General features: G+C 59.7%; 20 protein-coding genes. 16 read left to right on the top strand and 4 right to left on the bottom strand.

Annotated elements, in window-relative coordinates; all coding sequences use genetic code 11:
- Positions 1-461: 461 nt before the first annotated feature.
- Entirely contained in the window at positions 462-2,087 is a 1,626-nt protein-coding gene (locus FNL14_RS14865; protein ID WP_142061270.1) for a hypothetical protein, read from the bottom strand.
- Between the two features lie 795 nt (positions 2,088-2,882).
- Here FNL14_RS14865 and FNL14_RS14860 point away from each other — a divergent pair.
- Positions 2,883-3,212 (top strand): hypothetical protein, encoded by a 330-nt coding sequence (locus tag FNL14_RS14860; protein ID WP_370455866.1) that lies wholly within the window; start codon positions 2,883-2,885, stop codon positions 3,210-3,212.
- A gap of 63 nt (positions 3,213-3,275) precedes the next feature.
- Here the strand turns inward: FNL14_RS14860 and FNL14_RS23850 are convergent, their stop codons facing one another.
- The gene (locus FNL14_RS23850; RefSeq protein ID WP_370455867.1) at positions 3,276-3,590 is read right to left on the bottom strand and encodes an ArsR/SmtB family transcription factor; all 315 of its coding nucleotides are present in this window, start codon (positions 3,588-3,590) and stop codon (positions 3,276-3,278) included.
- 206 nt (positions 3,591-3,796) lie between these two features.
- Here FNL14_RS23850 and FNL14_RS14850 point away from each other — a divergent pair, with 206 nt between their 5' ends.
- Positions 3,797-4,306: a hypothetical protein gene (locus tag FNL14_RS14850; protein ID WP_255470854.1), complete on the top strand. Its 510-nt coding sequence runs from the start codon at positions 3,797-3,799 to the stop codon at positions 4,304-4,306.
- A 30-nt stretch (positions 4,307-4,336) separates the two neighbouring features.
- On the opposite strand, the gene FNL14_RS14845 is transcribed toward FNL14_RS14850, so the two are convergent.
- Positions 4,337-4,660, bottom strand: a complete 324-nt coding sequence (locus FNL14_RS14845; protein WP_142061266.1) for a helix-turn-helix transcriptional regulator — start codon at positions 4,658-4,660, stop codon at positions 4,337-4,339.
- A 187-nt stretch (positions 4,661-4,847) separates the two neighbouring features.
- Here FNL14_RS14845 and FNL14_RS14840 point away from each other — a divergent pair, with 187 nt between their 5' ends.
- The 14 genes from FNL14_RS14840 (at position 4,848) to FNL14_RS14785 (ending at position 23,658) form a co-directional block, all read left to right on the top strand.
- Positions 4,848-5,747, top strand: a complete 900-nt coding sequence (locus FNL14_RS14840) for a sigma factor (RefSeq protein ID WP_142061264.1) — start codon at positions 4,848-4,850, stop codon at positions 5,745-5,747.
- Between the two features lie 602 nt (positions 5,748-6,349).
- A complete protein-coding gene (locus tag FNL14_RS23340; RefSeq protein ID WP_181762662.1) occupies positions 6,350-6,490 on the top strand; it encodes a hypothetical protein in 141 nt (46 codons plus the stop codon).
- 645 nt (positions 6,491-7,135) lie between these two features.
- A complete protein-coding gene (locus tag FNL14_RS14835) occupies positions 7,136-7,612 on the top strand; it encodes a C40 family peptidase (RefSeq protein ID WP_370455865.1) in 477 nt (158 codons plus the stop codon).
- Positions 7,613-9,419: 1,807 nt separating this feature from the next.
- The gene (locus FNL14_RS14830; RefSeq protein WP_142061263.1) at positions 9,420-10,271 is read left to right on the top strand and encodes a GIY-YIG nuclease family protein; all 852 of its coding nucleotides are present in this window, start codon (positions 9,420-9,422) and stop codon (positions 10,269-10,271) included.
- 465 nt (positions 10,272-10,736) lie between these two features.
- The gene (locus tag FNL14_RS14825) at positions 10,737-11,789 is read left to right on the top strand and encodes a DUF1837 domain-containing protein (RefSeq protein WP_181762661.1); all 1,053 of its coding nucleotides are present in this window, start codon (positions 10,737-10,739) and stop codon (positions 11,787-11,789) included.
- A complete protein-coding gene (locus tag FNL14_RS14820; protein ID WP_181762660.1) occupies positions 11,789-14,320 on the top strand; it encodes a DEAD/DEAH box helicase in 2,532 nt (843 codons plus the stop codon). Before FNL14_RS14825 ends, FNL14_RS14820 begins: the two co-directional genes overlap by 1 nt.
- 619 nt (positions 14,321-14,939) lie before the next feature.
- The gene (locus FNL14_RS14815) at positions 14,940-15,227 is read left to right on the top strand and encodes a hypothetical protein (protein WP_056084497.1); all 288 of its coding nucleotides are present in this window, start codon (positions 14,940-14,942) and stop codon (positions 15,225-15,227) included.
- A gap of 78 nt (positions 15,228-15,305) precedes the next feature.
- Positions 15,306-16,604 (top strand): type IV secretion system protein, encoded by a 1,299-nt coding sequence (locus FNL14_RS14810; RefSeq protein WP_181762659.1) that lies wholly within the window; start codon positions 15,306-15,308, stop codon positions 16,602-16,604.
- On the top strand, positions 16,597-18,093 hold the full coding sequence (locus FNL14_RS14805; RefSeq protein WP_370455864.1) for an SCO6880 family protein: 1,497 nt from the start codon (positions 16,597-16,599) through the stop codon (positions 18,091-18,093). The genes FNL14_RS14810 and FNL14_RS14805 overlap by 8 nt, the downstream gene beginning before the upstream one ends.
- A 227-nt stretch (positions 18,094-18,320) precedes the next feature.
- Positions 18,321-19,535: an ATP-binding protein gene (locus tag FNL14_RS14800; RefSeq protein WP_142061252.1), complete on the top strand. Its 1,215-nt coding sequence runs from the start codon at positions 18,321-18,323 to the stop codon at positions 19,533-19,535.
- Between the two features lie 56 nt (positions 19,536-19,591).
- Positions 19,592-21,355: a type IV secretory system conjugative DNA transfer family protein gene (locus FNL14_RS14795; RefSeq protein ID WP_142061250.1), complete on the top strand. Its 1,764-nt coding sequence runs from the start codon at positions 19,592-19,594 to the stop codon at positions 21,353-21,355.
- On the top strand, positions 21,342-21,854 hold the full coding sequence (locus FNL14_RS14790; RefSeq protein ID WP_142061248.1) for a hypothetical protein: 513 nt from the start codon (positions 21,342-21,344) through the stop codon (positions 21,852-21,854). Before FNL14_RS14795 ends, FNL14_RS14790 begins: the two co-directional genes overlap by 14 nt.
- A gap of 162 nt (positions 21,855-22,016) precedes the next feature.
- Positions 22,017-23,099: an ArdC-like ssDNA-binding domain-containing protein gene (locus FNL14_RS23845; protein ID WP_220126187.1), complete on the top strand. Its 1,083-nt coding sequence runs from the start codon at positions 22,017-22,019 to the stop codon at positions 23,097-23,099.
- A gap of 55 nt (positions 23,100-23,154) precedes the next feature.
- Entirely contained in the window at positions 23,155-23,658 is a 504-nt protein-coding gene (locus FNL14_RS14785) for a single-stranded DNA-binding protein (RefSeq protein ID WP_181762658.1), read from the top strand.
- Between the two features lie 134 nt (positions 23,659-23,792).
- Here the strand turns inward: FNL14_RS14785 and FNL14_RS14780 are convergent, their stop codons facing one another.
- A complete protein-coding gene (locus FNL14_RS14780) occupies positions 23,793-24,131 on the bottom strand; it encodes a hypothetical protein (RefSeq protein WP_142061244.1) in 339 nt (112 codons plus the stop codon).
- Positions 24,132-24,421: the final 290 nt, after the last annotated feature.

Below are 24,421 nucleotides of genomic sequence, written 5' to 3'. Positions count from 1 at the left end.
GGAGACGTGTTCGCAAAGTGCGTGTCTCATTCTCTATTCGATGATGCCGCCGGTCGTGTCCGAACCCGGTGAATAGCACCGTCCTGCTCTTTGGTGCGAAGGGAGTATGCCTGCGCCCGTTTTTCGGGTTGCCTGTTGCGATGGCCTGCAGATTTGTTCGGTCCGCTGACCAGACGTGGGTTCGGTGGTCTCGCCACAGCTCCGGCTTCTCAAAATAAATCGGTGCGAGGTAATCTATGCACCCTGTTGGGGCTTTGCCCCAAGGATCTGGCTCGTGGTCATACGGTAAGCGAGTTGTCCGGGGAGTTGCTGCGCCCGTCCCACCGCCTGATGATCGGGAAGTAATCTGCCATACCTCCGGCGGCATGCAGTTCCGGATTACCATCGCAGAATCCCGTTCTCCAGTCCACGGCTAGACAACTGGGTTCTGTTGTGTGCGCTAAATGGCTACGGAAGCAGCACTACGATAGTTCGGTCAACCGCGCCGCGATACGCGATTTCACAGCGACAACTGCAGCTTTTTGCTCGTCCGTCTTAGCCCTTTCAATCTCGAGCTGGCGACTCACCACCACATCAGCATCCTTGAACACGCGCGCCAGATGCTCTGCATTGAGAACCGGCATAATGCCCATATCACTGCGCCCCCCGGTGCCGTAGCACTGGTCGACCAGCTCGTGATTTCGAATGACGTCATAGATGGTCGTCCGGTTGTCATAGAAACTGCCCTCACCGCGTTCCCCAAACCGCAACCTCCACATATCTTTGGCGAGTGTAACCAGCAGCTGCTCTGTCTTCCCACCACCGAAGCCCTCGTCAGACCACTGAATGTCCTCCACCCAGGCCGGAAGATCGGCGCGGACCGTTTCCAGAGATTCGGCATACTCATCGCGTCTCTGCCGAGCCAGCCGATCTTCCTTCGCTGCCGCCTGCAGCTTCTCGTTTAAGACGACGTCAGCCTGTTTTAGCGCGGAAGACAATACCTCCACTTCGTCTGCAGTATCTGATGGTGCCTTGACTGCCCTGCGTACCTCGATTGTTCCGTCATCGGATACCGTCCAGGATGAGGTGAGATCACCCTCAGCAAGCAAGTCCTGGACAGTCCGCGCCCATACGCTGTAATCCTTTTCAGGCGGGACATCGGCGATGCTGAAAATGGCCCGGATGGTCCCATATCTGAAGTCGACTGATACGCAACTGTCGATGCGAGCCGGACCGGCCCCGGACCGCACCTTCCGCCGGGCCACGGCGGCGCGATGTCTTCGATTCGGGGTCCACGAAGCTGCGGCCCGTTCGTATTCGACTATCCATTCGAAAGCAAAGGCCAACACCCGTTCAGCATCGTCTGCGTCCATCACTTCGCTTGGCTCAGCGATGGCCGACGTGAACCACTCCGCTTCCGCCAGGTCCTGGGAAAAAGCCGCTGCGTCCAATACCGACTGGACGTTGTCGATCCGACCGTTGACGAAATCGTGGCTCTTCTTATCGAGCAGCTGGCTGCTCGTAGGGGCAAAGGCAGGTCGACGGTCACCTCGGAGCCTGGTCCACCTCGTCGATGCCTCCCCGTAGGCCTCTGTGGCTTTGTCAACGCAGGAACCGGGTTCCCCCGCCGCCCGTGCTGTCTCGGCTTCACGAATGAATTGACGGAGTCGTGGATCGCGGATGGCATCCGACAAGGCCACCGTGAGAATGTCTACATCGAACTGGGCATCGATAAGACTGGAAACGTAGACATTGGCCGCACTGGCCCAAAGGGGAACCTGTTCGCGGTCCGGCTCGAGTCCTTCATGCTGAGAGGCGTTACGTGCGCGCCGCAGATGCCGAATGTCCGGCAGCACCGCGGGCTTCCAGCTGGAGCCGAAACTCTCCCTAAGGCTACTAATCAGGTCTTCCAGTTTGCCGCTTTTGGGAATCGGGAGGCTGCGTGTGACCGCTACTATCGAGCTGGCACGCTCGACTGTTGCGTCCAAGGCTACGATCGCAGTCCCTCGTCGATATTTGGTCGCACCCTTGGCGCGAGTCAGTGCATCTTCTAGGGAAAGGCGCAGAGCGACGAGCTGCTCGACTTCATGCACCGTCAAAGAACTCATAGCTTCTTCATACCGTTGCCCTTAGCTGTGCTCGAGCACGACACGCGGCAGCGGGTGTCTCGTCGCGCGCGACCCTGAACCGGTACCTCAAGAAGTACCGCGCCAACACCCACCGGAGGCGGGGGAGACGGTGCATGGCCGTGGCCGGTCGCAATACGCCGCTAAGACGAAGCCGCCTGCCCGGCGGTAGTCCTGCGCGCTCGGGCCGCTCCGTCAGCGTGATCCTGGCCAACGCAGCATGCGACGCCTGGATGTCGTTCGCGCCGGAGCACCGCCCCTCAATGCGTACGCCTGCCCAGCTCCCAGCCAATGATGTCCAAGGCTCGCAGTGGAGATATTTTTGGGCCGGGTGCGATAGCAGCAATCTCTTGCCATTGCTCATACTGCCGTTCCAGATCATTGGAGCGCCTCCAGCCATGCCAGCCGGTAATCCCGCTTGCTCCGGTTCTTCTTTGGAGGGAAGGGAGCGCCGACGCAGTCCGGTTTACCCCCTCCAGGCACCAAAAAACCCCTAGAATCCGCGACAAAACGGGGCATAAATTAGACCGACCGGGGGTTCGTTCCCGGCCGGTACGGGTGGGTTTTGCCCTCAAAAGGGTGGGTTTTTCATGCGGACGGCCGTTTTCGGCGATGCAGGAGGCGGGATCGTAGGCAACTAAAAGACCGCTGTCCGATCGAAAATTGGGGCAGCGGGCCGGTTGGTCTAAACCGTCAGCGCATCGCGAAGGACTTCTCCAGCATCGGGTAGACCGCTGCACGCTAGTTCCGCCAGTCCGACATCCGGGGCATATCGAGGTGCCGGTTGTATGGGCGGTCGAAAACGAGCTGCTTCGAGGAGGGCGTGCTCAGACCATCGGCAACCTCCGGATGGGCGAAGACGACCACGCCCGCGCCGTGAACACCTGGGGCAGCAAGGCGATAGGCGCATCCCGCAAAGTCGACGAATTCCGGGCCGCCGGGAACAGCGCCGACGCCGATAAATTCTATCCCCTCGCCAGGATTGCTATTCAGCGGCAGATGCCTGCCGATTCAACCGCCAAGGCGCAGGAACCAAACCTGGCAATCCACGGGTGGGCAGGCTGCGAGACCCCTGTGGTGCCATCGGGCTATGCAAACCGCAGCTGATCAAGCTTGCCTCAAGATAAGCGCGCCGGTTCTCCTGCCATTAGAGCTACGATCGTCGGGAAGCTATGCATTGGGGGGTTGGCCTTCATTCAAGTGGAACGCCTTTACCGACAAGTGGAAGTCGTCCGTTCCGCGCTTCCTGAAGTCGCTGCCGGCTGACTGAAACGTGGCCGCAAGGTCTACAAGTTCCCTTTCGACCATATCCCGTCGCGCTTTATACATTCCCGACCCGAGGATGACTACGCCTGCCTCGCATAGAACACTGAGGTGTTTACGGACAGTGGAAGCAGACAAGGTGAGGGCTGCAGTAATCTCACTGCAGTTCGCCGGACCATGGGTGATCAAATAGCGAATGAGGCGGCTTCGCGTCCGGTTCATCAAGATGTTCGCCATAGAGACCACAATCAGGTGACGAGGGAACGGCTGTTGCCCGATGTAGACGGGTCTACAGCAAAACGATACGCTCATCAAGATACTGATGGAAGAACGTAGCGCTATTCATTGCATGTGGAGAGGGTCACGACAATACTGGGCAACAATTAGTGCTTGCTGACGGTAGTCATGTCAGGGCTGGGAGGTGCATTGTGTCCGGAGACGAGGAAGGTCTCAAAGGCGCGGAATTGTCTCCTCAAGCCGAACTTGCACGCCGTTTGAACCTGCTGCTCGATGTTGTTGTTGCCGAGCGAGGACAACCCGTCACCTTCCGTGAAGTCCAGGAAAAGCTGGAAGACAAGGGGATCAAACTCTCCAGGGCCCGTTGGTTCTACATGAAGGACGGAACGGGAAGGCTGGTGAGCGACTCGGCACTTCTTGGCGCCTTGTGCGAGATATTCAACGTAGATCCCGCATATCTGCTAGGTAGCGACGACTCAAGCCTTCCCGAGCGCATCGATTCCCAGCTTGAGTTTGTGAAATCTCTTCGCGCCGCGAGAGTAAAGACGTTCGCTGCCCGCACCCTAGGTGACGTGTCGCCAGAGACGCTTCGGGCGATCACGGAGTACTTGAATAAGGACATCAGCCGTCGGCCAGAAGGGGAGAGGGCCGAGGCCACTCCGCAGTTGCACGCGGATGAGGCGCCGGAACGCCCCGACTAATCTCGGGCTCACCTTTTCAGCGCGCTGCGGTTACTGTTCCAGCAAGTAATTAAGGTGAGCGTCGAGCAGTTCCTTGATCCGGACTGGGTTCGCCGAATACCGCGGTGACCGTCCGTGTCTACGTCCAGGCTCGACGTCGACCATCACCACTCCTGCCTCTTCGAGTGCGGCCAGATGCTTGGCCACGCTGGGATCGCCCGCGCTGACAGCGGCGACAATGTCGCCGCGCGTGGCAGGCCCACTGGCCGTGAGGAATCGAAGAATTTCGTTTCGCGCTCGATTGCCGAAGGTTGCGACGGCAGCCTCGACGTCGGCCGACCAGGCGGCGTCGTGAGGCTGCGTAATTCTCGGCATACCGTCATTCTTCCCGAAGGTAGCGCAAAAAGTAAGAACAGCACTCTTGACGATACTTTAGTTATCTTCGACAATAATTCCTATACCTTCTTCTGGCGGTTGTTGGATCTCCAGATCCACGAACTGGGGTGGCCGATTTGCGCGACTCTGAGAACTACTCGATCTGAACAGTCAAAGCGGTGAAGCCATGGAAATTGAAGCCAAGGCGTATCAATCTACAAAGGGATCAGAGACGGTCGCTGATGTTGACGTCTCATTGCGAAGCGCACCGCCGCCGGGAGAACCCGTCATCCAGATCGACCGCATCATGGTCGCGGTTGATGGGGTGCACCGCTACGTCGTTTCTCGGCTCGCGCGGATTGGGCGATCCTGCGATGTCGACGACGTCATGCAGGACATCCGAGTGGCCGTTTGGGACGGAGTTGCGCGGGGACGTTACCGGGAAGTGCCCGGCATCCCGTTTGAAGCATGGGTCCAAGGTGTCTGCAACAAGATCTGCGCTGCCCATATCCGACGCGAGCTTAGCCATCAAACGTTGCCCTTGCTTGTCGACTTCACGACGACGGAAAGCTCGCCGGAGCTTCTTGCTATCGTCCATGCTGGGTCGGCGGGAAACGATGTCGACAACTATGTTGATCAAGCCTGGGCACAGGCCATGCTTGGCCTGGTCCAGCGCAGCGTCAGTGAGGACATCTGGAGACTAGCCGTATCCAGCCTTACAGGGCCGAGGCACTACGGACCTCCGTCTCCGAAGGACCGGCGTCGATGGCATGCCGTAACCGTCGTTCGGCTGACGGCCAAAACTATCAACACGGCCTTGAACTGCCACCCCGAACCAGGAATAGGCATCGACGATCTCTGCCGCTGCGCTGCCAACTGCCTTCCCACAAACGTCCTCCGGAGCGTCGCGGAGACTATTGTCCGTCCGGGACTTCGAGGACTGGATAGGTCCGTCCAGATGGCTGCTCTGGCTTGTGAGCTCGGCGTCACCGAGAGATACATCGCGGTGAATATCGGATTTGCCCGCCAGCTGTACCAGGCAGCTTGGCGCGTGCTTCAGCATGAAGTGAACAGGCCGGCTCTCTAGATCATGGTTGTCGTTCACCGGAGTTGGCTATGAATTGGTTCCGAAGATTTGGCCTCCGGGAGTCGCTGGCGGCAGGGCTGGTTGCCCTGCTCATTATTAGTGCAGTCTTCGTACTTTGGCCTGCCGATAGCCCCGAAGGACAAGTCCCGCCGACCACGTCCGCAACTGCGCCTGCAACGACGAAGCCATCAGGCACATCCAATGCACCAGGCAGTAGGTCCGGTGTTACTGACGAGGCGACCGTTACGGCGGAGGCAACGCCGGATGTTCTGCCACGTACCCGCGATTACCGGGCGCTCGCCGTTGCGGCAGCAGAGGGAATCTATAGCTGGGACAGCCGTTCGTTGTCGTACTCGGATGTATATGCCAAGGTGCGGTCGTGGTGGGAGTTGCTGCCTGACGGATCGAATCCCTTATCTGTCTTGGTTCGGGAGTTTGAAGGGACTGGCGTGATGGCGGGGACGTTCACCACCCTGGCAGACCAGTCCGCTCGCCGAAGCGGCACCGCTGAGTCCCTGCGCTGTGATCTCGACTTGGCCAAAGTTCAGGAGTATCCGGCGCCGTGGGAGGGTCTTCACGTGTGTACGGTAACGGTGCAAGTTGTGGACGAGTCCAGTAGCGGCAAAAGTGCCTATGCCGCACCGGTCACGGTGATGGTTAACTGTCCTCCCGCCACCACCGCGCCAGCTGAGCGCTGCGCCATGGTGGGCTTCTACGCGACCGCAGACAGGATCGTCTACTAGTGGCTGCACTGGTGGTCGTCGCAGGCCTCATGCGGCGCAGGGCATTGGTGAAGGTCGTGTCGGCGGCCGCTTTCCTCGCTCTGCTTGTTGGCGCCGTGGCATTTGCCGGAGGCGTGGCGGCGGTAACTGGTACGGCGCGCCAATCCGCAGTTGCCTGTACGCCAGCGGGAACCGAGGTGGACACTGCCCCTAGCGTCACCGGTGCTGGCTTGGAGGTTCGGAATACTGGGAGCGTGCTTTACGAGCTGACGCCCCGGCAGGAGAGCGTTGCACGAACGTACATCGCGGTGGGCAAGCAGTTTGGAATACCGCGCGCCGGCCAGATCATCGCCATCATGATGGCGTTGCAGGAGTCGAGCCTGCGCATGCTCGCGAACCCCAGCGTGCCGGCATCCCTGCATTTCCCCAATGACGGCGTTGGACGTGACCACGACTCGATCGGTTCAGCCCAGCAGCGTCCGGCGGCGGGCTGGGGGACGGTTGAGCAGCTGATGGACGCCTCTTACAACGCGCGTGCCTTCTTTGGCGGGCCGTCGGGACCGAATCGCGGCAGTCCTCGCGGACTGCTGGACGTTCCCGGCTGGCAGACAATGGACAAAGGTCTAGCGGCCCAAGCGGTGCAGGTGTCTGCCTTTCCTGAACTGTATGCGCGTTGGGAGCCGGCTGCGACCGCAATTGTCGCTGCGCTTGAGGGTGGCACTGCTCCTGCCTCCTGTGCGGATTCCTCGACCGCGCCGCGTCATGGGGGGGTCTTCCCCGAACTTGAGCCAGCTGCGTCAGGACATTCTGAGATTCACGCAGGAAGGTTTGGGTGGGAGATATGTGTGGGGAGGGACTGCCTTCAAAGCATGGGACTGCTCTGGCTACGTGCAGTGGATTTACAGGCAAGCCGGTATCGAGTTGCCGCGAGTAGAACAGTGGCGGGTGGGTGTCCGAACGGAGGATCCCCAACCAGGAGATCTTGTGGTTCAAAATCCTCAGGGACCCGATAACTGGGGCCACGTCGGCATATACGCGGGCGACGGCATGATGTGGAGTGCGCTAAACCCGGCTGTGGGAACATTGTTGCATCCGGTGAGCTGGAACCCTGGTGCGGCCTACTTTGACCTCTTACGGCGCTAAGTGCTCACGTCAGGTTCGATGGCGCACGCAGGGCCCAGGCCAGAGGAATTTCGGCATATAAACCGATCCTGGAGGACACACCTCCAGACACTGACGCCGACACGTATGGTCGAGGAGCGATCCGCAGGCCAATCGCGACCTTCGTAACTGTGGTCGCCCGAACCACCAGATCAAATTGCCACGAGCTGCTTACCAACGAATCAGCAGACATTTCAGACTCGCCGAAAGTATTTCAAGGTGGGTACTGGCGGAGGTATTGAGGTGGGTACTGAAATGGCATCTGACCTGAGCAAAGTCCCATTTCGCTGTTCTTTGAGGTGGTTGTTTTCGAACAGATGCTTGAACCATGGCAGGTCTACTCGGAGTGGCTTCGCCAAATGAGCTTGACTCTGCCCGGGTTCTGGCCCCGCTGACCCCGTTTCGCATTGACAGGATCGATCCCAGGAATCAGGAGCGTGCGGACGACGTGCCTTCTTAGATGGCGCACCAGGGGGTCCAGATTTTCGAGAGCGTGGATGGTAAAGAGCTGCCTAGATCTTCGGAAGCACTATTTGCTCCTGTGTCTCGACCCACTCTTGTCGCGAGCGCCTCTCAGCTTCTTCACGCACGGTCGCGAACCAAACGTAGTGGCCCTTGATTTATAGACGCGATGCTCGGCGCTCTGTATCATCCTCGTCCTCGGCCAGACCGCGGGGTGTTTGGAACTCAGCTTCGACGATCCGTGCCAGCACCGCGTCAGTGACGATCTCGTCCAGGTGCTCCTGGCGTATCGAGACGTGGAAGGCGGTTCTGCCTTTGGAGCCAGCGCACGCGCATACGCGGTAGCGGGAGGATTGCTCTTTGCCTCGGGTGACCGACAGCCGGTGTTTTGTGAGCCGATTCTTGTGCTCGCACCGCAGACGCCGCACACGGCGATCGAACTGAGCAGGTAGCGAGGTGGTCGATCTGGCTTTCTCCCGCTGTCATGCGTTTCGTTGCTCCTACACCAAGTCCGCATGATGCAAAGCACCCCGCCCTGCATGTCTGTGAGTGCGGTCTGGCGGGCCTCGTATGCCCAGAATCACGCGTCGTGTCCCACGTTTCGCATCGCTACCACTGCCCTTCGCTGAGCCTCGTACTGCGTCGGCACGTGAACGCCGCGGTCAGTACGTATCGCTGACAGTTGGTCAACGGGGGAGCGTCAGCGGCTAGCACGTCCAGTCGATCGGCATACAGCAGATCAATGACGAGTGGCCTGACGTCGCAGCGTGATGGCTTCGGGTTCTGCTTTGCAGCAGCGATGACCGCCGCGCGCACGGCGTCTGATGTGCCGGTGCCATCGGAACGGAGAACCTCGAGCGCCGCTAGGCTCAACCGGTCGAGCTGGACGGTGATCTGCTCTGTCTCCCCGGTCTCCCCGGGCGGCCCGGTGTTACGGCGGTCGTACTCAGGGCAGTTATGGGCTCGTTCCTGCTCGAAGTGGATGGGTATCGATCATCGATTCGGAACCTATGCTTTCTGGAAGTGATCCAAGGTTTGTGGAGCGGCTAGTCCCCTCGAGTCGGTGCTTGACGCGCAGCTGCCTGACCTTCGCCGTTTCCGGAGGCCTGTCCCTGGAGGGGCCCCACTGAAGAACTCGGGGACAGGCCGCGCCATCTGGCAGGAATCGAGCGCGGCGAACTGAACCGGGTTCTGGACTCTGCGGATGCGCTGGCTGACTATTTACGAGTAGAGGCCATGCCGCATACCTGTAGGCCGAATTATAGATAAAGACGCGCTCTATTGGCCTGGCGAATTTACCGAATGGGAGATATGCAACACTTGTTCGATGTTTGGAACAGTCATTTGGGATGTGTATGGCAGAGACGAAGCGAAGGACTTGCGCGACGCCATTGAGGATCTCGCTTCTGCGACCGACAGCCTTGGGTGGTCAAGTAGTGGGGTCTACGCGTTCTACGACCCGGATCCACAACGACAACAATCACCGTCGAGCCATGCGCTGCGCTACCTCGGTCTCGCAACAGATCTCTCATCGAGGTTTGCACAACACAATGGGATTGTTGACGTAAAGCCTGGCTCATCGAAGTTCTCAAATATCGAAGCGTGGTTCGACAAGCACCCGCTTCTCGGCTATTCCGCCTTCGTGCAGTCTCCGCTCCATCAAGCGAACATTGCCCGACTGAAGAAGGAGATTGGTTCGACTGTCGTGGACTGGTCGATCGACTTCGACCACGACATCGAGGCTCGACGCTCGATCGCCATGCTCGAAGGCCAATTGATCGAGACTGCCGTCCTCGACCGTGGTCTGCTACCGCCGTGGAACAAGATAGGTGGAAGTATGGATGGCAAGTCGCGGGCGCTAGACGGTAGCGGTTCGGCGCTCATCGGATTAATGGAAGGGGTCTATGACAATCTGTTTGTAGCACGTCGTTCAATACGCGAGATCTCGAACGATCCAACCATTTACTTTGATGAATCTGACACGCTTCATGCGGCCAGAATGCAAGCGCTGGTGTCCGCCGGGACGGCAGGTGCGTCAAACAGCGAAATAATTTCACAGCTTAGCGAGCTCGCGGCACCAGGCCATGTTTGGTCACACCTGATTGATTCAGCTCGTGTCGCCTGGATCCGAGACGGCGGCTATCTCAACTCGACAACGCGAGTTGTACACAAATCTTGACTTTCCCGCTAAAGGAAGCTGTTAGCACGCCCGCCAGCGCCAAGCCTCGGCGAGCATGAGCCTTCTTAGAAAACGTGAGAGTACGTTACGGCTGCTGAGCGAGCCAACAGTGTCAAAAACGGGTCCGCTGATTAGTTACCACTTTTCCCCTCAACTTGGCGAAGGCAATCCCGACATCTCGGGGACAGGCAATGCCCGTAACGGCGCGTCCACATGCGGCCTTCGGATGACGTGACTGAGTCTCAGATCGAGATGTTTGGTGAGATGCAGGAGGACGGCAGCCGTCACGGAATTTCGCATCGCCCCCGTGAACCGCACCTTGGCGCTGCCGCCGTCTTGGCGACACGCCCAAGCTGTCCAGTCCGACCCACGTCCGAATCTCGACTCTCGTCAGGATCGTGCAGAGCTCAAGAGTTGATTCTAGCCATCTGCACATCGCTCTTTATAGCTTTGTGGACTAAAGCCGTGACTCGCCCCACGAATGATCGCGGCGGCGAATGCATCGTAGTAGTGTTCCCTTCAATCGCGAAATCGCGAAGTTGCGCGAATTGGGGAGTAGTTCTGAGTAGTGTTTCGGCTGAGACCGACCAAGAGTGGGTAGTCGAAGCTTTCGGCAGGCTTGCTCGTGGAGACGATAGTTCGTTCGCTCATCTTCTAACGGCGCATGCCGACCCGGTAATTCTGGAGGATTCACGTACGACTGTCCGCACCCATTTTCTCGCGGTCGACCCAAACGGACAGCCTGTGGCGCAGCAGTTGGCGAACACAATGGGCAACGCGCTACTTGATTTTGCTATCCCTCGAGATCGAATCAGGAGTGCGTGGGAGCACCTTCAAACGACGGGCGCTACCGACCAGATCGTTGCACTGCAAGCTGAAGCAAGGGATCTGCTCGTGAGATCCGATACCTCAGGAGAGGGTGGGGAGCTCCTCCTATTTCTTCTGATGGAGCGCGTACTTGGATACCCGCAGATACTGTCGAAGATGCCGCTCAAGACAAACAATTCAATGCACGTTCACGGTTCTGACGGCGTTCACGCGGCGCTTCGAGATGACGGCATCCTAGACCTCTACTGGGGAGAGTCGAAGCTCTACGAGAACAGCACAAAAGCCTTTACTGATTGTTTCGAAAGCATCGCTCCCTTCTTAGATCCGGAGAGATATGACACCCGGGAGCGTGACCTTCTTCTAGTGCGAGAGCACCTGAATGTAGACGATGAGGAAATTGTCGCCCACCTAATTCGCTACTTTGATGAGGGTTACCCCGAGAGTATCCAAGTCCGTTGGAATGGAGTTTGCCTGGTCGGTTTTGACATCTCGAGTTATCCGAATGTCGCAGTCGCTGTTGACACTGAGTTCGCGAAGATCGCTGAACAAGTAGAGCGATGGCACAAAGCGATCCGTAAGCGAGTCGCTGACAACAATCTGCTCTCGGTGTCCATCGATGTCTTTTGCGTCCCTGTTCCGTCCGTCATGAAGCTCCGTCAGGCCGTTCGCGCACGAGTTGGAGCGCAATAGTGGCGGGGGCCGCGGCTGTTGCCGCACTTGAATCTGGAAAGTTTAGAGAGATCCTTTGGGCTCTTCGCCTGCGAGCCATACAGACGGACCTGCCGAAGCTGAACCTGCAGGCCGAGATTCCTGATGTCAGTTGGCATTTCGCACTTCTATGCGCGAGTGCGCTAACCTCGGAGCCGTCCGAAGCCTCCCAGATCGCTGTGCTGCGCGTGGCTTCCGGCTGTCTGCAAGACCAGGGTGCTCGCCCCGAAGAGCGACTCGCCGCGACAGCACTGCTCGAGAGGGACGGGAATGGGCTCGCCGTACGCCTTGCGGAAAAGCAGGGGTTGTTCGACCGCTCCGCTTCAGCATCCTTGCCTATTGCCATTGAGCTGGAAGTGATCAATAGCAAGCTGAAGCATTCCATTCCTCTTTCAACCGGCGAGAACCTCGCCGTGAATGGATTTCAGATCGAGCTTTGGCTTGATGCCAAGGCGAATGACTGGCTCAGCGTCTCGGCACCAACATCGTCCGGAAAGTCCAGAATCTTACGTGAGTGGTTCCTGGAGCAGCTCAGGGTCCACGATGATTTCTCTGCCGCCTACATTGTGCCTACGCGCGCGCTAGTCGAAGAGGTAGCCGCGAGCTTCCGTGCGACAGTTGAAAAAGAGACCTCGGTCTTCATGATGCCGTGGGACCAATCGATCCATGAAACCGGAAATCGCGTTTTGGTGATGACCCAGGAGCGGCTGCATCTCGTGCAGGTAGCACGGCCGGACTTTCACGTGGACCTCTTGTTCATCGACGAAGCGCAAGGGCTGGGCTCAGCGCACCGAGGGATCCTTCTTCAGCAGGTCATTGACCGAACCGTAGCCGCTAACCCGGCGACTCAGGTGCTTTTTGCAAGCCCCATGAGCCAGAATCCAGAATTGCTCCTTGGCGACAAGCCCGTTTTCGCCCGAGGCTCAGCGTTCGCTTCCGAGACCGTGACAGTAAACCAGAACCTATTCAGGATTGAACACATCCCCGGCACCCGTAGCGAGCGATCGGTGGCACTAATCCATGGCGGCGATGCCGTCCCTATCGGTACGGTTTCGCTACCGAGCCGTCCATCCGGTGTTTACAAGACAATCGCGGCGATTGCGCAGTCGCTTGGCTCTCGTGGTGGCAACATCATTTACGCGAACACACCCAACGACGCGGAAAAGATCTCGGTCGAACTCTGCTCCCTTATAGGTGAGACCTCGGCAGCGTTGGATCCCGAGATCATTGAGTTACAGTCGCTCATTGCAACTGCGGTGCATCCGGATTACGCGCTGATAAAGGCGCTCAATTACGGTGTTGCTTTTCACTACGGAAACATGCCCCTGGCTGTGCGAGCTGAAATCGAGCGGCTGTTCGAGGAAGACCGAATCGCTTATCTCGTGTGCACCTCAACCCTGCTCGAGGGCGTAAACTTGCCGTGCAGGAATATTTTCATTCGTGCTCCGCGCAAGGGGCAGGGCAATCCGATGAGCGAATTGGATTTCTGGAATTTGGCGGGCCGAGCGGGGCGCTGGGGGAAGGAGTTTCAGGGGAACGTTATCTGCATTGACACTAACAAGCCGGGCGCATGGACGCACATACCTGCGGTGCGAGGACGGTTCATGCTCCGGAGGGCGGTTCCCTCCGGGCTTTCGGACCCGACCGGACTTCTCGAGTATCTCGAGACTGCAGAAACGTCCGTGGATGCGAATGCTGATGGAGAGGGGCTCTTTAGCTATTTGGCCGCACGCTTTGTCAGCGGCAGCAGCCTAGAACACGAACTTGCTTCTATCGAAGACGAAAGCGTCCGTAAGTACGTGTATGCGCGGATTGAGCTCGCTGTAAATGAGTTTGAACCACCCGCCTCGCTCATCCCCAAACATGCGGGTATTTCCCCAATTGCCATGATGAGGCTCCTGAAGAACTTCCAGGAGAGCGGATTGCCCGCGAAAGCGCTATTGATTCCGAAGCCCGCGACTGCAGTGAAGGAGCGCTATAAGAACGTGTATGCGCGGCTGGGAGCGACGATGACAACAGCCTTCGGTCACTCACCGCAGACAGGTGAGGACAAACGGAAGTGGCAGATCGCTGGCCTGGTCATTAACTGGATGAACGGAATGCCGCTGGCTCCGCTCATTGAGCAGAGAAAGACGGAGAAGTACCCGTTGCCTCGAGCGATTCGCGACGTTATGAGCGACATCGAAACGGTCGTGCGATTCCAGTCGGCCAAATACCTCGCGTGCTACAACGATGTGCTCGCGACATACGCCGCCCAGCAGGGAGCTACCGATGCGGTTCCAACATTCGACGTGACGATGATGCTAGAACTTGGCGTGGCGCGGCCTAGCCAAGTTGCCTTGATGTCGGCTGGGTTATCACGGACGGCCACAATTGCCATTTCCCATCTCATTGTGACTGAAGACTGGACCACGCAAGAAGCCTTGGTTTGGCTTCGTGCCACCAACTTCTCGGCGGTCGAGATACCTGCTGCATTGAAGAAGGAGATCGAAAACCTCGCGAGGAAGGATTAGCCCCGGTCAAGTAGATTCCGATCGAGTTGAGACTCGAGCTAGAGTCGAGTCGTGTCATTGGTCGGCTCGAAGGTCGCGCCGGCATTCTGGGGTTGCAGGACTTGAAATGCACCCGGGGCTACGTTGGGTCGGCGAAATACCGGTGAGGACCAAGAGCGCTGACCCGTCGCCCCTGCCCACCGCTCAAGGGGTCCATCCCGCTTCGAGCCGCAGTACCTCGTAACCAAGTTGTGAATGAAAGACGGTCGGGATGGGCCTATCTAGAAGCGCGCATAGCCGCTCTGGTAAGGCGTCGATAGTCATCCCGTGAACAAGTAGTGGCATCCGTAAACAATTCGAAAAGGCGTATGCGATCTATCGAGAAGTCGATCGAATGACGGCTCGACGGGAGTTTGATACCCGACGGTGGCGGTGTGAACAACTTCCTTAATGCCTGCTAAAGAGCGGTTTTACAGATTTCAACCGGCCCACTGCCAATCATGAGCCTCACCGGAGTCATTACGAGTCTGGCGCTCTTGCCGCTTGTAACTTGGGGGAAGTCATGTCGCTTCATCCCGCAACTTCCATGAACCCGTGAGCTCATCTGCTCACTCCATGGAATCCAACGGACGGAGCACCAATGTTTTTCGCAGCGGTGGACCCGGGGATCACCCCGAACGCGAGCTTTCCCTTCCTGGAATCGCTCAAACAGATAGGCGGCGGGATCCTCGTCGGCGCCTTCATCATCATTGCCATCGTGGCCATCATTGGTGCCGCGATGCTTTTGGCTGGCAAACTTAGCCAGTCGTCACGCCTTGCCTCGGGCGGCGGCGTGATCCTCCTTTGGACTGGCCCGGTGGCTGCCATTCTCGGCGGCATAAACGGCTACATCCTCTGGTCGCAGACAGCTTTTCCGCTTGGGTTTTAGCTCATGCCTGTTGAGTGCGACCTCAATGGATGGTGGCCGCCCGGCTGCGGTTTGGTCTCACAAGCGAACGACAACGCCATGGGCGCAGTCACGTCTCTCTTCGCAAACATCCTTCAGAACATGGCGTCCTGGCTGTGGGCCTTCATTACTGGCGCCTTCTCTGTCTCAAACGTCGACGACTCCCAGTGGCTCTCCATCGAGGGTCTGACGAGCTGGTGGGTCGTCGTCATGATGACGCCGCTCGTCGTCGTGATGATCCTTCAGGTCTTATCGGGCCTGGTAAGCCAGCAGCCGAGACGGATTGGCCGTGCGATGCTCGGTGGCGCTGCCGCCATTCCACTTGTCGGTGCTGCTGTCTATCTGGTCCGGCAACTGACGCGGGCGAGTGACTTAGCCTCAGCCGCGCTGCTCGAGTCAATTGGTTCAGACCCGTACCTCGTGTTCATGAGGCTTTTCGGCTTTGAACGGGCACCAGAAGGAAGTGGCCGGGAATGGAACTTGGTCTCGCTTGCGCCTGGAACAACAGGGGGCCCGGCCGGCGCCGTCGTCGTTACGGTGATGGCAGTTATTATCGTGTGGATTCTTGCCTTCATCCTGATGTGCTCAATGATCTTCCGCTCCTTTGCACTCGTCGTCTTGGCGGCCGTCGCGCCGGTGGCCCTGATGCTTCTGCCATGGGACAAGACCAAGTCCTGGGCACGCCGCTGGTGCGAGGTGGTCATTGCCCTGGTGTTGGCGAAACCCTTGGCCGGAACGGTCCTGGCCGTTGCAGTGAAGCTCTTCGCAGAGTCGAAGTCCTTTGCCGGATTGGCAGCCGGAACGGTGGGTATGGCGCTTGCCTGCGGCGCACCTTTGATGGCCCTGCGCTTGGTTAGCTTCGCGGGCGGGGAACTCGCGGCAGCGGCCCAAACGGCCGGCGGCGGCCATATTCTGTCCCGCAGCAGTAGTGTGGCGGCTCGGCAGATCAGTAGGCAGACAGGTGGTCGCCTTACACTCGCTAGTCTGGTAAGTCGTTCTGCAATGACTCGCCCCATCAGCTCAACCCGCAGTATTTTCCCGACTCAAGCGCTGGCACCCACTGTCCGGTCCGGGATGCCGTCGCCCCACGGTGACCGCGGCCAGCTGGCATTGAGAACCGGGACCGCCACAGGAGTCTCGAACAGTTTGCAGGCACCCGGGGCAGAGCAGGGCCTCATTCGCATAGATCCTCACGGACAAGGCGAGACTGCCCCAGCACCTACTCGGCAGGTCCCTTCAGGAGGTGCCGAACCGCGAGCGCATCCCTACGCGAGCGCACCGGCCCCTTCGAGGGCGAGGCCTCCGAAACCCCAACCACCAAGAATCAACCCTCCGAACGGAGGAAACCCACATGTCTGAAGATGCTCGTGCCCTTGAGGCCGTGAAATTCCCGAGATACGAGCGCCGCGGGTTCTTCCTTGGCCTCAAGTGGTACCAGTTGTTGATAGTTGCAGGGGGCGGGGCGGTTGCCGTCGTTGCTTCTGCGAGTAGTGGGCCGGTTGGCCTTTTTTCTTCCGGACCCCTCTGGCTTGGGCTTCTGCTGCTCGGGCTCCTCCAGTATTCCCGCATCCCTTATCCGGTATGGGCGAAACAGTTAGCCGTCTTCTTCTACCGGGCAGCGGCAGGACAAACGCGGTTCCTTGTAAAGCCCCAAGCTCCGCAACTTGCTGGTCGGCTCGCTCTCCCGGGCGGCCTCGGCAATCTGGAGATCAGAACAACGGCCAGTGGTGAGTGCTTCATGGTTGACCGCCCCGGCCGGGAGGCGATCGCGGTGTTGCGATGCAGCACGAGGTCTTTTGCGCTCCTGGACGCAGACGACAAAGCGTGGGCTGTCCAAGCCTGGTCACGTGTGCAAGCCGGCATGGCCCAACGGCCAGGCGTGGCCAGGATCGCGGTCCAGGATTACACAGTGCCCTACCCGTCGTCTGCGCTCTGGGAGTTTTACAAAGACAACGCCGTGCCGGCACAGGCTGGCGATAAGGCTGCGTGGGGACAACGCGCATACGAGGACTTGCTCGGTGCAGCCGGATCAACCATGAGCCACGAACTCCTCGTGGTGGTTGTCCTGGACACGAGCAAGGCTCGACGCCGGATCAGGGAGTCAGGTGGGGGACCGGTTGGCCTGGAACACGTCCTGCGGCTGGAAGTCGATGCGATGAAAACGTCGCTCGGTACCCACAGCGTGAAGGTAGAAGAGTGGGTTCGTGAACCCGGACTGCTAAGCATCATCCGTGGGGCATTCGATCCCGCCGCTTTGCCGCCCGCCAAAGCGCCGGTGGCGGCAGCCTCGCCGTCGGACGAGCCGACAAGTAAGGACATGAATTCCCTCCACCGCCAGGGCCCGATGGCCGTGGAGGAACACTGGACCTACCTGCGGACCGACACCGGATTCCACCAGACCTTCTGGATCGCTGAATGGCCGCGCCAGAAAGTCTTTCCTGGCTTCCTGCATCCGCTGATCTATGTGGGCGAATTCCGCCACACGTTCACGGAAGTCATACGGGCAGTACCCACCGCGGAAGCCCTCCGTGACATCCGCTCCGCGCAGGAAGCGCACGAGACGCGCCGCCGCATCAACGCCCGCTTCGACAGGCCTCTCACTCGTGAGCAAAAGGCGGAGGAAGAAGAAGTCATCCAAAGGGAGGAAGAGATCGTTGCCGGCCATGGCGATGTCCGCCCGGCGGCCTACATCACTGTCACGGCGACGTCACTGGAGGACTTGGCCCGGCATCGCCAGGAACTTGAGTCCGCTGCCGCAGGAGCATTCGTTGAGCTGCGGCTTCTCTACGGACAGCAATGGGCCGCGTTTGTCGCCGGCGGCCTGCCGCTTGGAAGGGGACTGCGTTGAAACAAGCATTGAAAAGCTTCGAGTATCTACCGTCGGGAAAGAACCGAACGGAAAGGAAAGCACGACGCCGGCTCGCACCACCCGCTGCAGGGTGGGCGAGTGCCACGATAGGGGACCAGCCACGCGACCCCCAGGGGTTTCGGCTCGCGGGTGACTGGGGGAGCAACGAGCCGAACTCCCTGCGAGGTCCTCATCGGTTGCGCCCGGCGCCCCACCGCGCATCGACCATGACGTTTGCCGCCGCTTACCCGTTCCTTACGGAATCGGGGCTGGGACATGAGGGAACCTACATCGGCACCGACGTTTTCGGGTCCGGGGCCTTCTCCTACGATCCCTGGATCCTGTATGACAAAGGGATTATCAGCGGCCCGTCCATCGTTGTGATCGGGACAGTTGGAACCGGCAAGTCGATGTGCGGAAAGTCGCTGGTGACGCGGTCAATCACCCTAGGGCGAAAGGCGGCAGTCGCGTCTGATCCCAAGGGCGAGTGGGTTGCAGTAGCGGAGGCTGTCGGCGGTAAAGTCATTTCCATCGGCCCGGGCCGACCCGCAAGGGTAAATCCCCTCGACGCCGGTCCTCGCTCCACTGCGCTCACCGAGGCTCAGTGGCAAGCGGTCGTGAGGCAACGGCGTCGGTATCTCCTCGGGGCCTTGGTCTCGCTAATGCGGCAGGGCACGCCCCTTCGCCCCGTGGAGCACACCGCCTTGGACATCGCCCTCATGGAAACGATGGCCGAGAATTCGAACCCGACCCTGCCCATGGTGCTGGACCACCTCCTCAAGCCGTCGAAGGAGATGACCGCCCTAGTTGGAACTGACGGTGCAACCGCCGTCAGCCATTCACTGCGACGCACTGTATCGGGCGACCTCGAAGGTATGTTCGACGCGCCATCTACGGTGGCCTTCGACGCTGACGCGCCCATGATGGTGATGGATACCTCTGCGCTGATCGGAGCCTCGGAGCAGGCGCTTTCACTGGCGGCGGCCTGCGGCGCAACTTGGTTGGAAGCGGCGATCACCAACCCCGACGGCGGAAAGCGGCTTGTGGTGTACGACGAGGGGTGGCGCATGCTCGCAGATCCGTACATGTTGGCAAAGATGAGCGAACAGTGGCGTCTCGCCAGAACCTACGGGATCGCAAACCTGCTCATCATGCACAAGGTCGCCGACCTCAACGAGATCGGTGACAGCACGAGCGGACACAGACAGAAAGCACTGGGCCTGCTGACTGAGGCTGACACTAGGGTCATTTACCGGCAGAAGCATGACGCGATGCGGCTGACCAAGGAAGCGCTCGGCCTGACCGAAGCGGAGTGCGAGCATGTTGAGAACCTTCCGAAGGGCGTCGGGCTCTGGAAAGTGGGCAATCGCTCCTTCATCGTTGCCAACCGAGTGACCACTGACGAGCTTGCTGTTTTCGGGACAGATGACAGGATGCTGTGAGACGGCCAGTGAGCTCGCGCGCGGCAAGCGAAAATCCACTGGTCTCCGCTGGCCTTGTGGGCGCGGCAGCCTATGTCTGTCTTTGCGCGGTGGTGCAGGCCGCAGCGCATGTGGCGGGCTCTTGGAAGTGCGGCTCCATGCCGCCGTCGCCCTTCAACTCTGCGGCCGCCGTCGGACTTATCGCCAACAGAATGGAATGGATTGTTGTTCGCCGGGCTGATTGTGCGCTCGGCACGGACAGCGTCTGGTGGGTTCTGGCTCCGGCCCTACTTCTGGTTGCTGCGCTCGCCGTCGGTGCGGTGGTCTTTTGGCGGCGATGGAAGCAATCGGGTGGCTGGTTGCGCCAAGACATATTGAACCGCGAGGGCGTTGCCCGCCGGGCCGAGATTCTCCACGATTTTGGGGCGAGGGCCGTGCGGAAAAGAGGAAAGTTCACGCGTCCAGGACTCGCAAACCCCTCGGTGCAGGACGTGTCGTGGACGCTGGGCCGCTCCCGCGGTGTCACCGTCCATGTCTCCACGGAGGAGTCGATGGTGATTCAAGGTGCTCCGCGATCCGGGAAGGGGCTTTATGTCGTCATCAACGCCATCCTCGATGCGCCGGGCGCTGTAGTCACGACTTCAACGCGCGCGGACAATCTCGTTGTGACGATGAAGGCACGGGGCTCTGGAGGCCGACCCGTCACCGTTTTTGATCCCCAGGGCATGTCAGGACTTCCATCGTCGCTTCGTTGGTCGCCCGTACGCGGGTGTGAGGATCCTGATATTGCTACCCGGCGGGCGTTGGTCATCACCGCGGACACCGAGATGAAGGGCGAGAACGCAGTGTGGCAGAAGCGCTCGCTGATAGTCCTTCAGTGCCTGCTGCATGCAGCGGCGCTTTGCGGCGAGGGAGTGACGGCTTTCCGACGCTGGTCCTCCAGCCCTGTACTGGCGCGGGAAGCGCTGGAGGTGTTGAGTCAGCCGGGGGCAGCGCTTGGCTGGCAGGCCGACCTGATGGGCATCTTGGAAGATGACCCGCGGAATACTTCCAATTCGTGGATCGGGGTTTCGGCGGCGGTGGCACCGCTGTCGTCGCCCAAAGTGCTCGCCGCACTGAATCCGCAGGAGGAGTCGGAAGAGTTCGATCCCAAGGCCTTCATACGGGATCGGGGGACTCTTTATCTCATTGGCACACGAGCCGGGGCAGCTGCTGCAGGACCATACCTTTCCGCACTGATCGATGACATCGACAATGCAGCACGGGAAATGGCGTTCGTCGCAGCTGGTGGCCGGCTGGATCCGCCGCTTTCGCTGATCCTCGACGAGATCGCCAACCTCGCTCCATGGCCCGGGCTCCCGGTAGCGCTGTCCGACGGCGGGGGAATCGGGATCTCAACACTGGTGGTTCTGCAGTCGCTATCCCAGGCCCGCTCAGGGTGGTCCATCGACGAGGCATCAACTATCTGGGACTCGGCCATCATCAAAGTGATCTTTGGCGGTGGATCGGACGAAAGGGACCTGCGTTCACTCGCTGGGTTGCTGGGGGAGCGGAGCCTTACGCTCACCACCCGATCCTGGTCTTCTCAGGGGCGGCAGGACGGTGAGCAGATACGCGAAAGCCCGGTAATCGCCCTGGACGAGATCCGACGCCTGCCTGTTGGCACGGCACTCATGCTCGGCCGGCGCACCCGGCCCATCCTTTTGGACCTGTTGGAGTGGCACAAGCGAAAGGACGCAGGGGAGCTCCGCCGCCTGAAAGCCGAAATGGAACGGGTGTTGGTTGACGGGCACAGGGAGCGTCAGCAGAAGACCGAAGTGGCACCTGATGCGCAGCCATAGCGACACTGATGAATTTGATGTGCCATCTTCGGGTTCCTTCGGTGATGACGAGATCACCGCACAGTTGTTCAGATCGGCTTTCACTCCGGCTGCGGCCTCCAAGTCCGTGACCCGCCGCTGGCGGGAGATGACGCCAGAGCAGTCACAGGACGTATGGAATTCCCTTTTCTCGTGGGTGCGGTGGCTTGTCGCCACATATCAACTGACGACGTCGGTCGTTCCGGACTGCTGGTGGCGTCACCCCGAGACAGTGGCCGAGCTTTATGCGCTGCAGCGCGCGGAGCTTGCCTCCTACGCACCAGACGACCCGGGCTTCGGCCCGCTTGCCTTTCACGAAAGGCTCCCGCACGCCGTCGAACGCTTGAGGACGCATACCAGGACTGCAGGATGCGTGGGGCTGCAGCTGCATAAGGAACCGGCACCGAGGATTCTGGCTAACGATGACCCTGCCTTCCTGGAGTGGTGTAAGGCCGCCCATCAGCTGGTTCCTGACTTCTGAGTCATGTCGCCCGTGCGGCGCACAACCATGAACCGTTGTCTGCGCAGCAATGCTGCGGCCCAAGAAGCATGAAGGGTGGCTGTCGTGGCCGCTGGATCTGAAGTTCCCTCCACCGTCCCGTCTGACCAGAATTCTGCTCCGGACGGGGTGGGCGCTCGCCGGATGGCGCCGGAGGAACGCGTCGCCGCGTTGATGGATGGTCTGCACTCCATCCTGGAGCAGGCGGTCGAGTCACCGTCACATTGGCAAGTGTTGCTGGACGCTTCCGCCACTTTATGGCGCTATTCCGGTGGGAACGTTGCTTTACTGATGATGCAGATGGCGCAGCGGGGGACCGATGAGCCGACGCTCGTAGCGGGGTATAAAGAATGGGAACGGCATGGCCGCACTGTCCTCCGGGGTGAGCATGCCCTCTGGGTCATTGCGCCCAGGACCGCCCGCGTTCAACAGCTGCTTCTGCCCGATGGAACACGTCAGCGCGTTCCTGTGGGGAACAAGCTTCCCAGAGGGGCGGTTGATGAGGGGAAGAAGACTCTTATTACCGGGTGGCGCGGCCAAGCGGTCTTTGACGTTTCCCAAACCCAGGGTCATCCGCTATTGGTCCCGAGACCAGCTGATCATTCGTCTTCCGAGGCGCCTCAGCTGTGGGAAGCGTTGGCTGGAGTTGGCCGGGCTCATGGTTTCTCAATCCACGTCACGGACGCGCAGTACGGACTGACAAGCGGCTTCACTGACTTCGCTCAGCGCCAGGTCCAAGTGGGCGGTTGGCTAAACCCTGAGGAACGTATTGCCGTGCTGGCGCATGAGCTTGGGCATGTTCTCCTGCACGGTCCGGACGATGCCGTGGGCAAGCTTTATGGGAGCAGCGTGGACCACCGCGGGCTAGCTGAAGTCGAAGCCGAGTCAGTTGCGTACACCGTGCTTAAAGCGCACGGAATTGACCGGGGTCCCCAGTCAGCAAGCTACCTATCGGGCTGGGCTGACGCGGTTATTGAGGCGGAGCATTCAGCCGCGGGTAACGACTCCTCCGGGAGACAACCTGCTTCTCGAGTGGACATAGCGAAGTCCGTCTTGGGCCGGGTCACTGCGGCCAGCAAGGAGATTCTTGAAGTAACGGATCCTCCGGGTACCGGTGGAAAGGTTCCGGCGGCTGACGCCGGTCCTAGGCTCCAGGGCCAGGAAACCTATGCGGGCCTGCAGCAGCCGGGTGCGCCCTCGCGAGGGTTGGAGATATCGGGCCCGTAGCCGACCAAAAGCGTTGGACGGGACCGCCCCGTCTGCGAAGGAAAGGACAGAAGATATGAGCACCAAGATTCCGGTCAACATCGTCGGCAATCTCGTTGCCGACCCCGAGCTCACGTATGGGGAGTCGGGTGTTGCGCACGCCAAATTGCGGGTCGCTGTGAATCAACGGATTCAAGGAGCAGACGGATCCTGGCAGGACGGCGAGCCTGTTTTCCATAACGTCTCGGCGTTCCGGGCGCTCGCCGAAAACGCATCGAACTCCTTGAAGAAGGGCGACCCAGTTACGGTGTCGGGCGAACTTGAGTTCCGCGCCTTCGAAAAGGATGGAGAGAAGCGTGAAGCGCGGCGCATCGTGGCTGAAACCATCGGTCCAGACCTCCGCTTTGGCACGGCTGCGTATCACCGTTCTCCACGAGCGGCGGCTGGTCCCGAAGCTGCAATGGGAGCTGGTCTGCAGCCAGCCCCTGAAGCAGCCCAACCCGCCTACAGCATCGCCACGAAGGGGCCGGTTGCAGTGCCCCCTTTAGGCGGGCCGGTGCGGAACGAGATCAGCCTGTGACTGCGGTTTCGTCCGCTGACTCCTAAATAGGGGTGGCACTGCTCCGGCCCATTACAACCAAAATGAAGTGGCATCCGGCCTGGTCCTCTTGGGGCCAGGCCGTCCCGCGTCCACCGAGGTCTCAACCAGTTCGCTTAGAGCCTGCTACTGCCCTTCCACTCTTCCGGCTGCAACCGTTTAATGCTCGAGGAGTGGGCCCACCCCATGTGGTACTTTCCGGAAGAGTCCAGCCATTCGATGAGACCGTACTTTTGCGTCCACCCCACGGCTTTGCCATAGATACCGCCAACGTAGACCAGTGGTCGGCCGAACTTGGGGAACTCTCGGATGGGTGCCGGGTCGTCAATCGGACGGGTGGCTTCCGCATCCATGCGAGCCATCATGCGCTCGACATCCTCTGGACTGCCACCCTTGATCACGACATCTATTAGAACATAAGTTCGAATATCGGTTTGGATCAGAGCTTGAATCAAGGGCGTGCGACTCCTCGCCCGCCCTCGCGAGGACTGATTACATTGAGGGGTAGCCCGGCTGAACAACCGACGGCGCACGCAGCATGACGGGTCGCCCATCATGTGGCGCCCAAGCCAGGCAATCGGCTGCTCGTATGTAATAGGTGTCCGGCCACGGTGCACCGGGCATAACCTGCGCGCGGTCGGGTGATATGAGCAAGACAGATCCAGGCCAGAGCGGATCTGGCAGGGCCTCTATCCAAGCCGACTGAACATGGTCAAAGCGATCCCATCTGATGGTGACCCACGAA

Origin of the sequence: Pseudarthrobacter sp. B4EP4b, assembly GCF_006680095.1 — a bacterium.
GTDB lineage: Bacteria > Actinomycetota > Actinomycetes > Actinomycetales > Micrococcaceae > Arthrobacter.
This window is presented reverse-complemented; position numbering and strand designations above follow the sequence as displayed.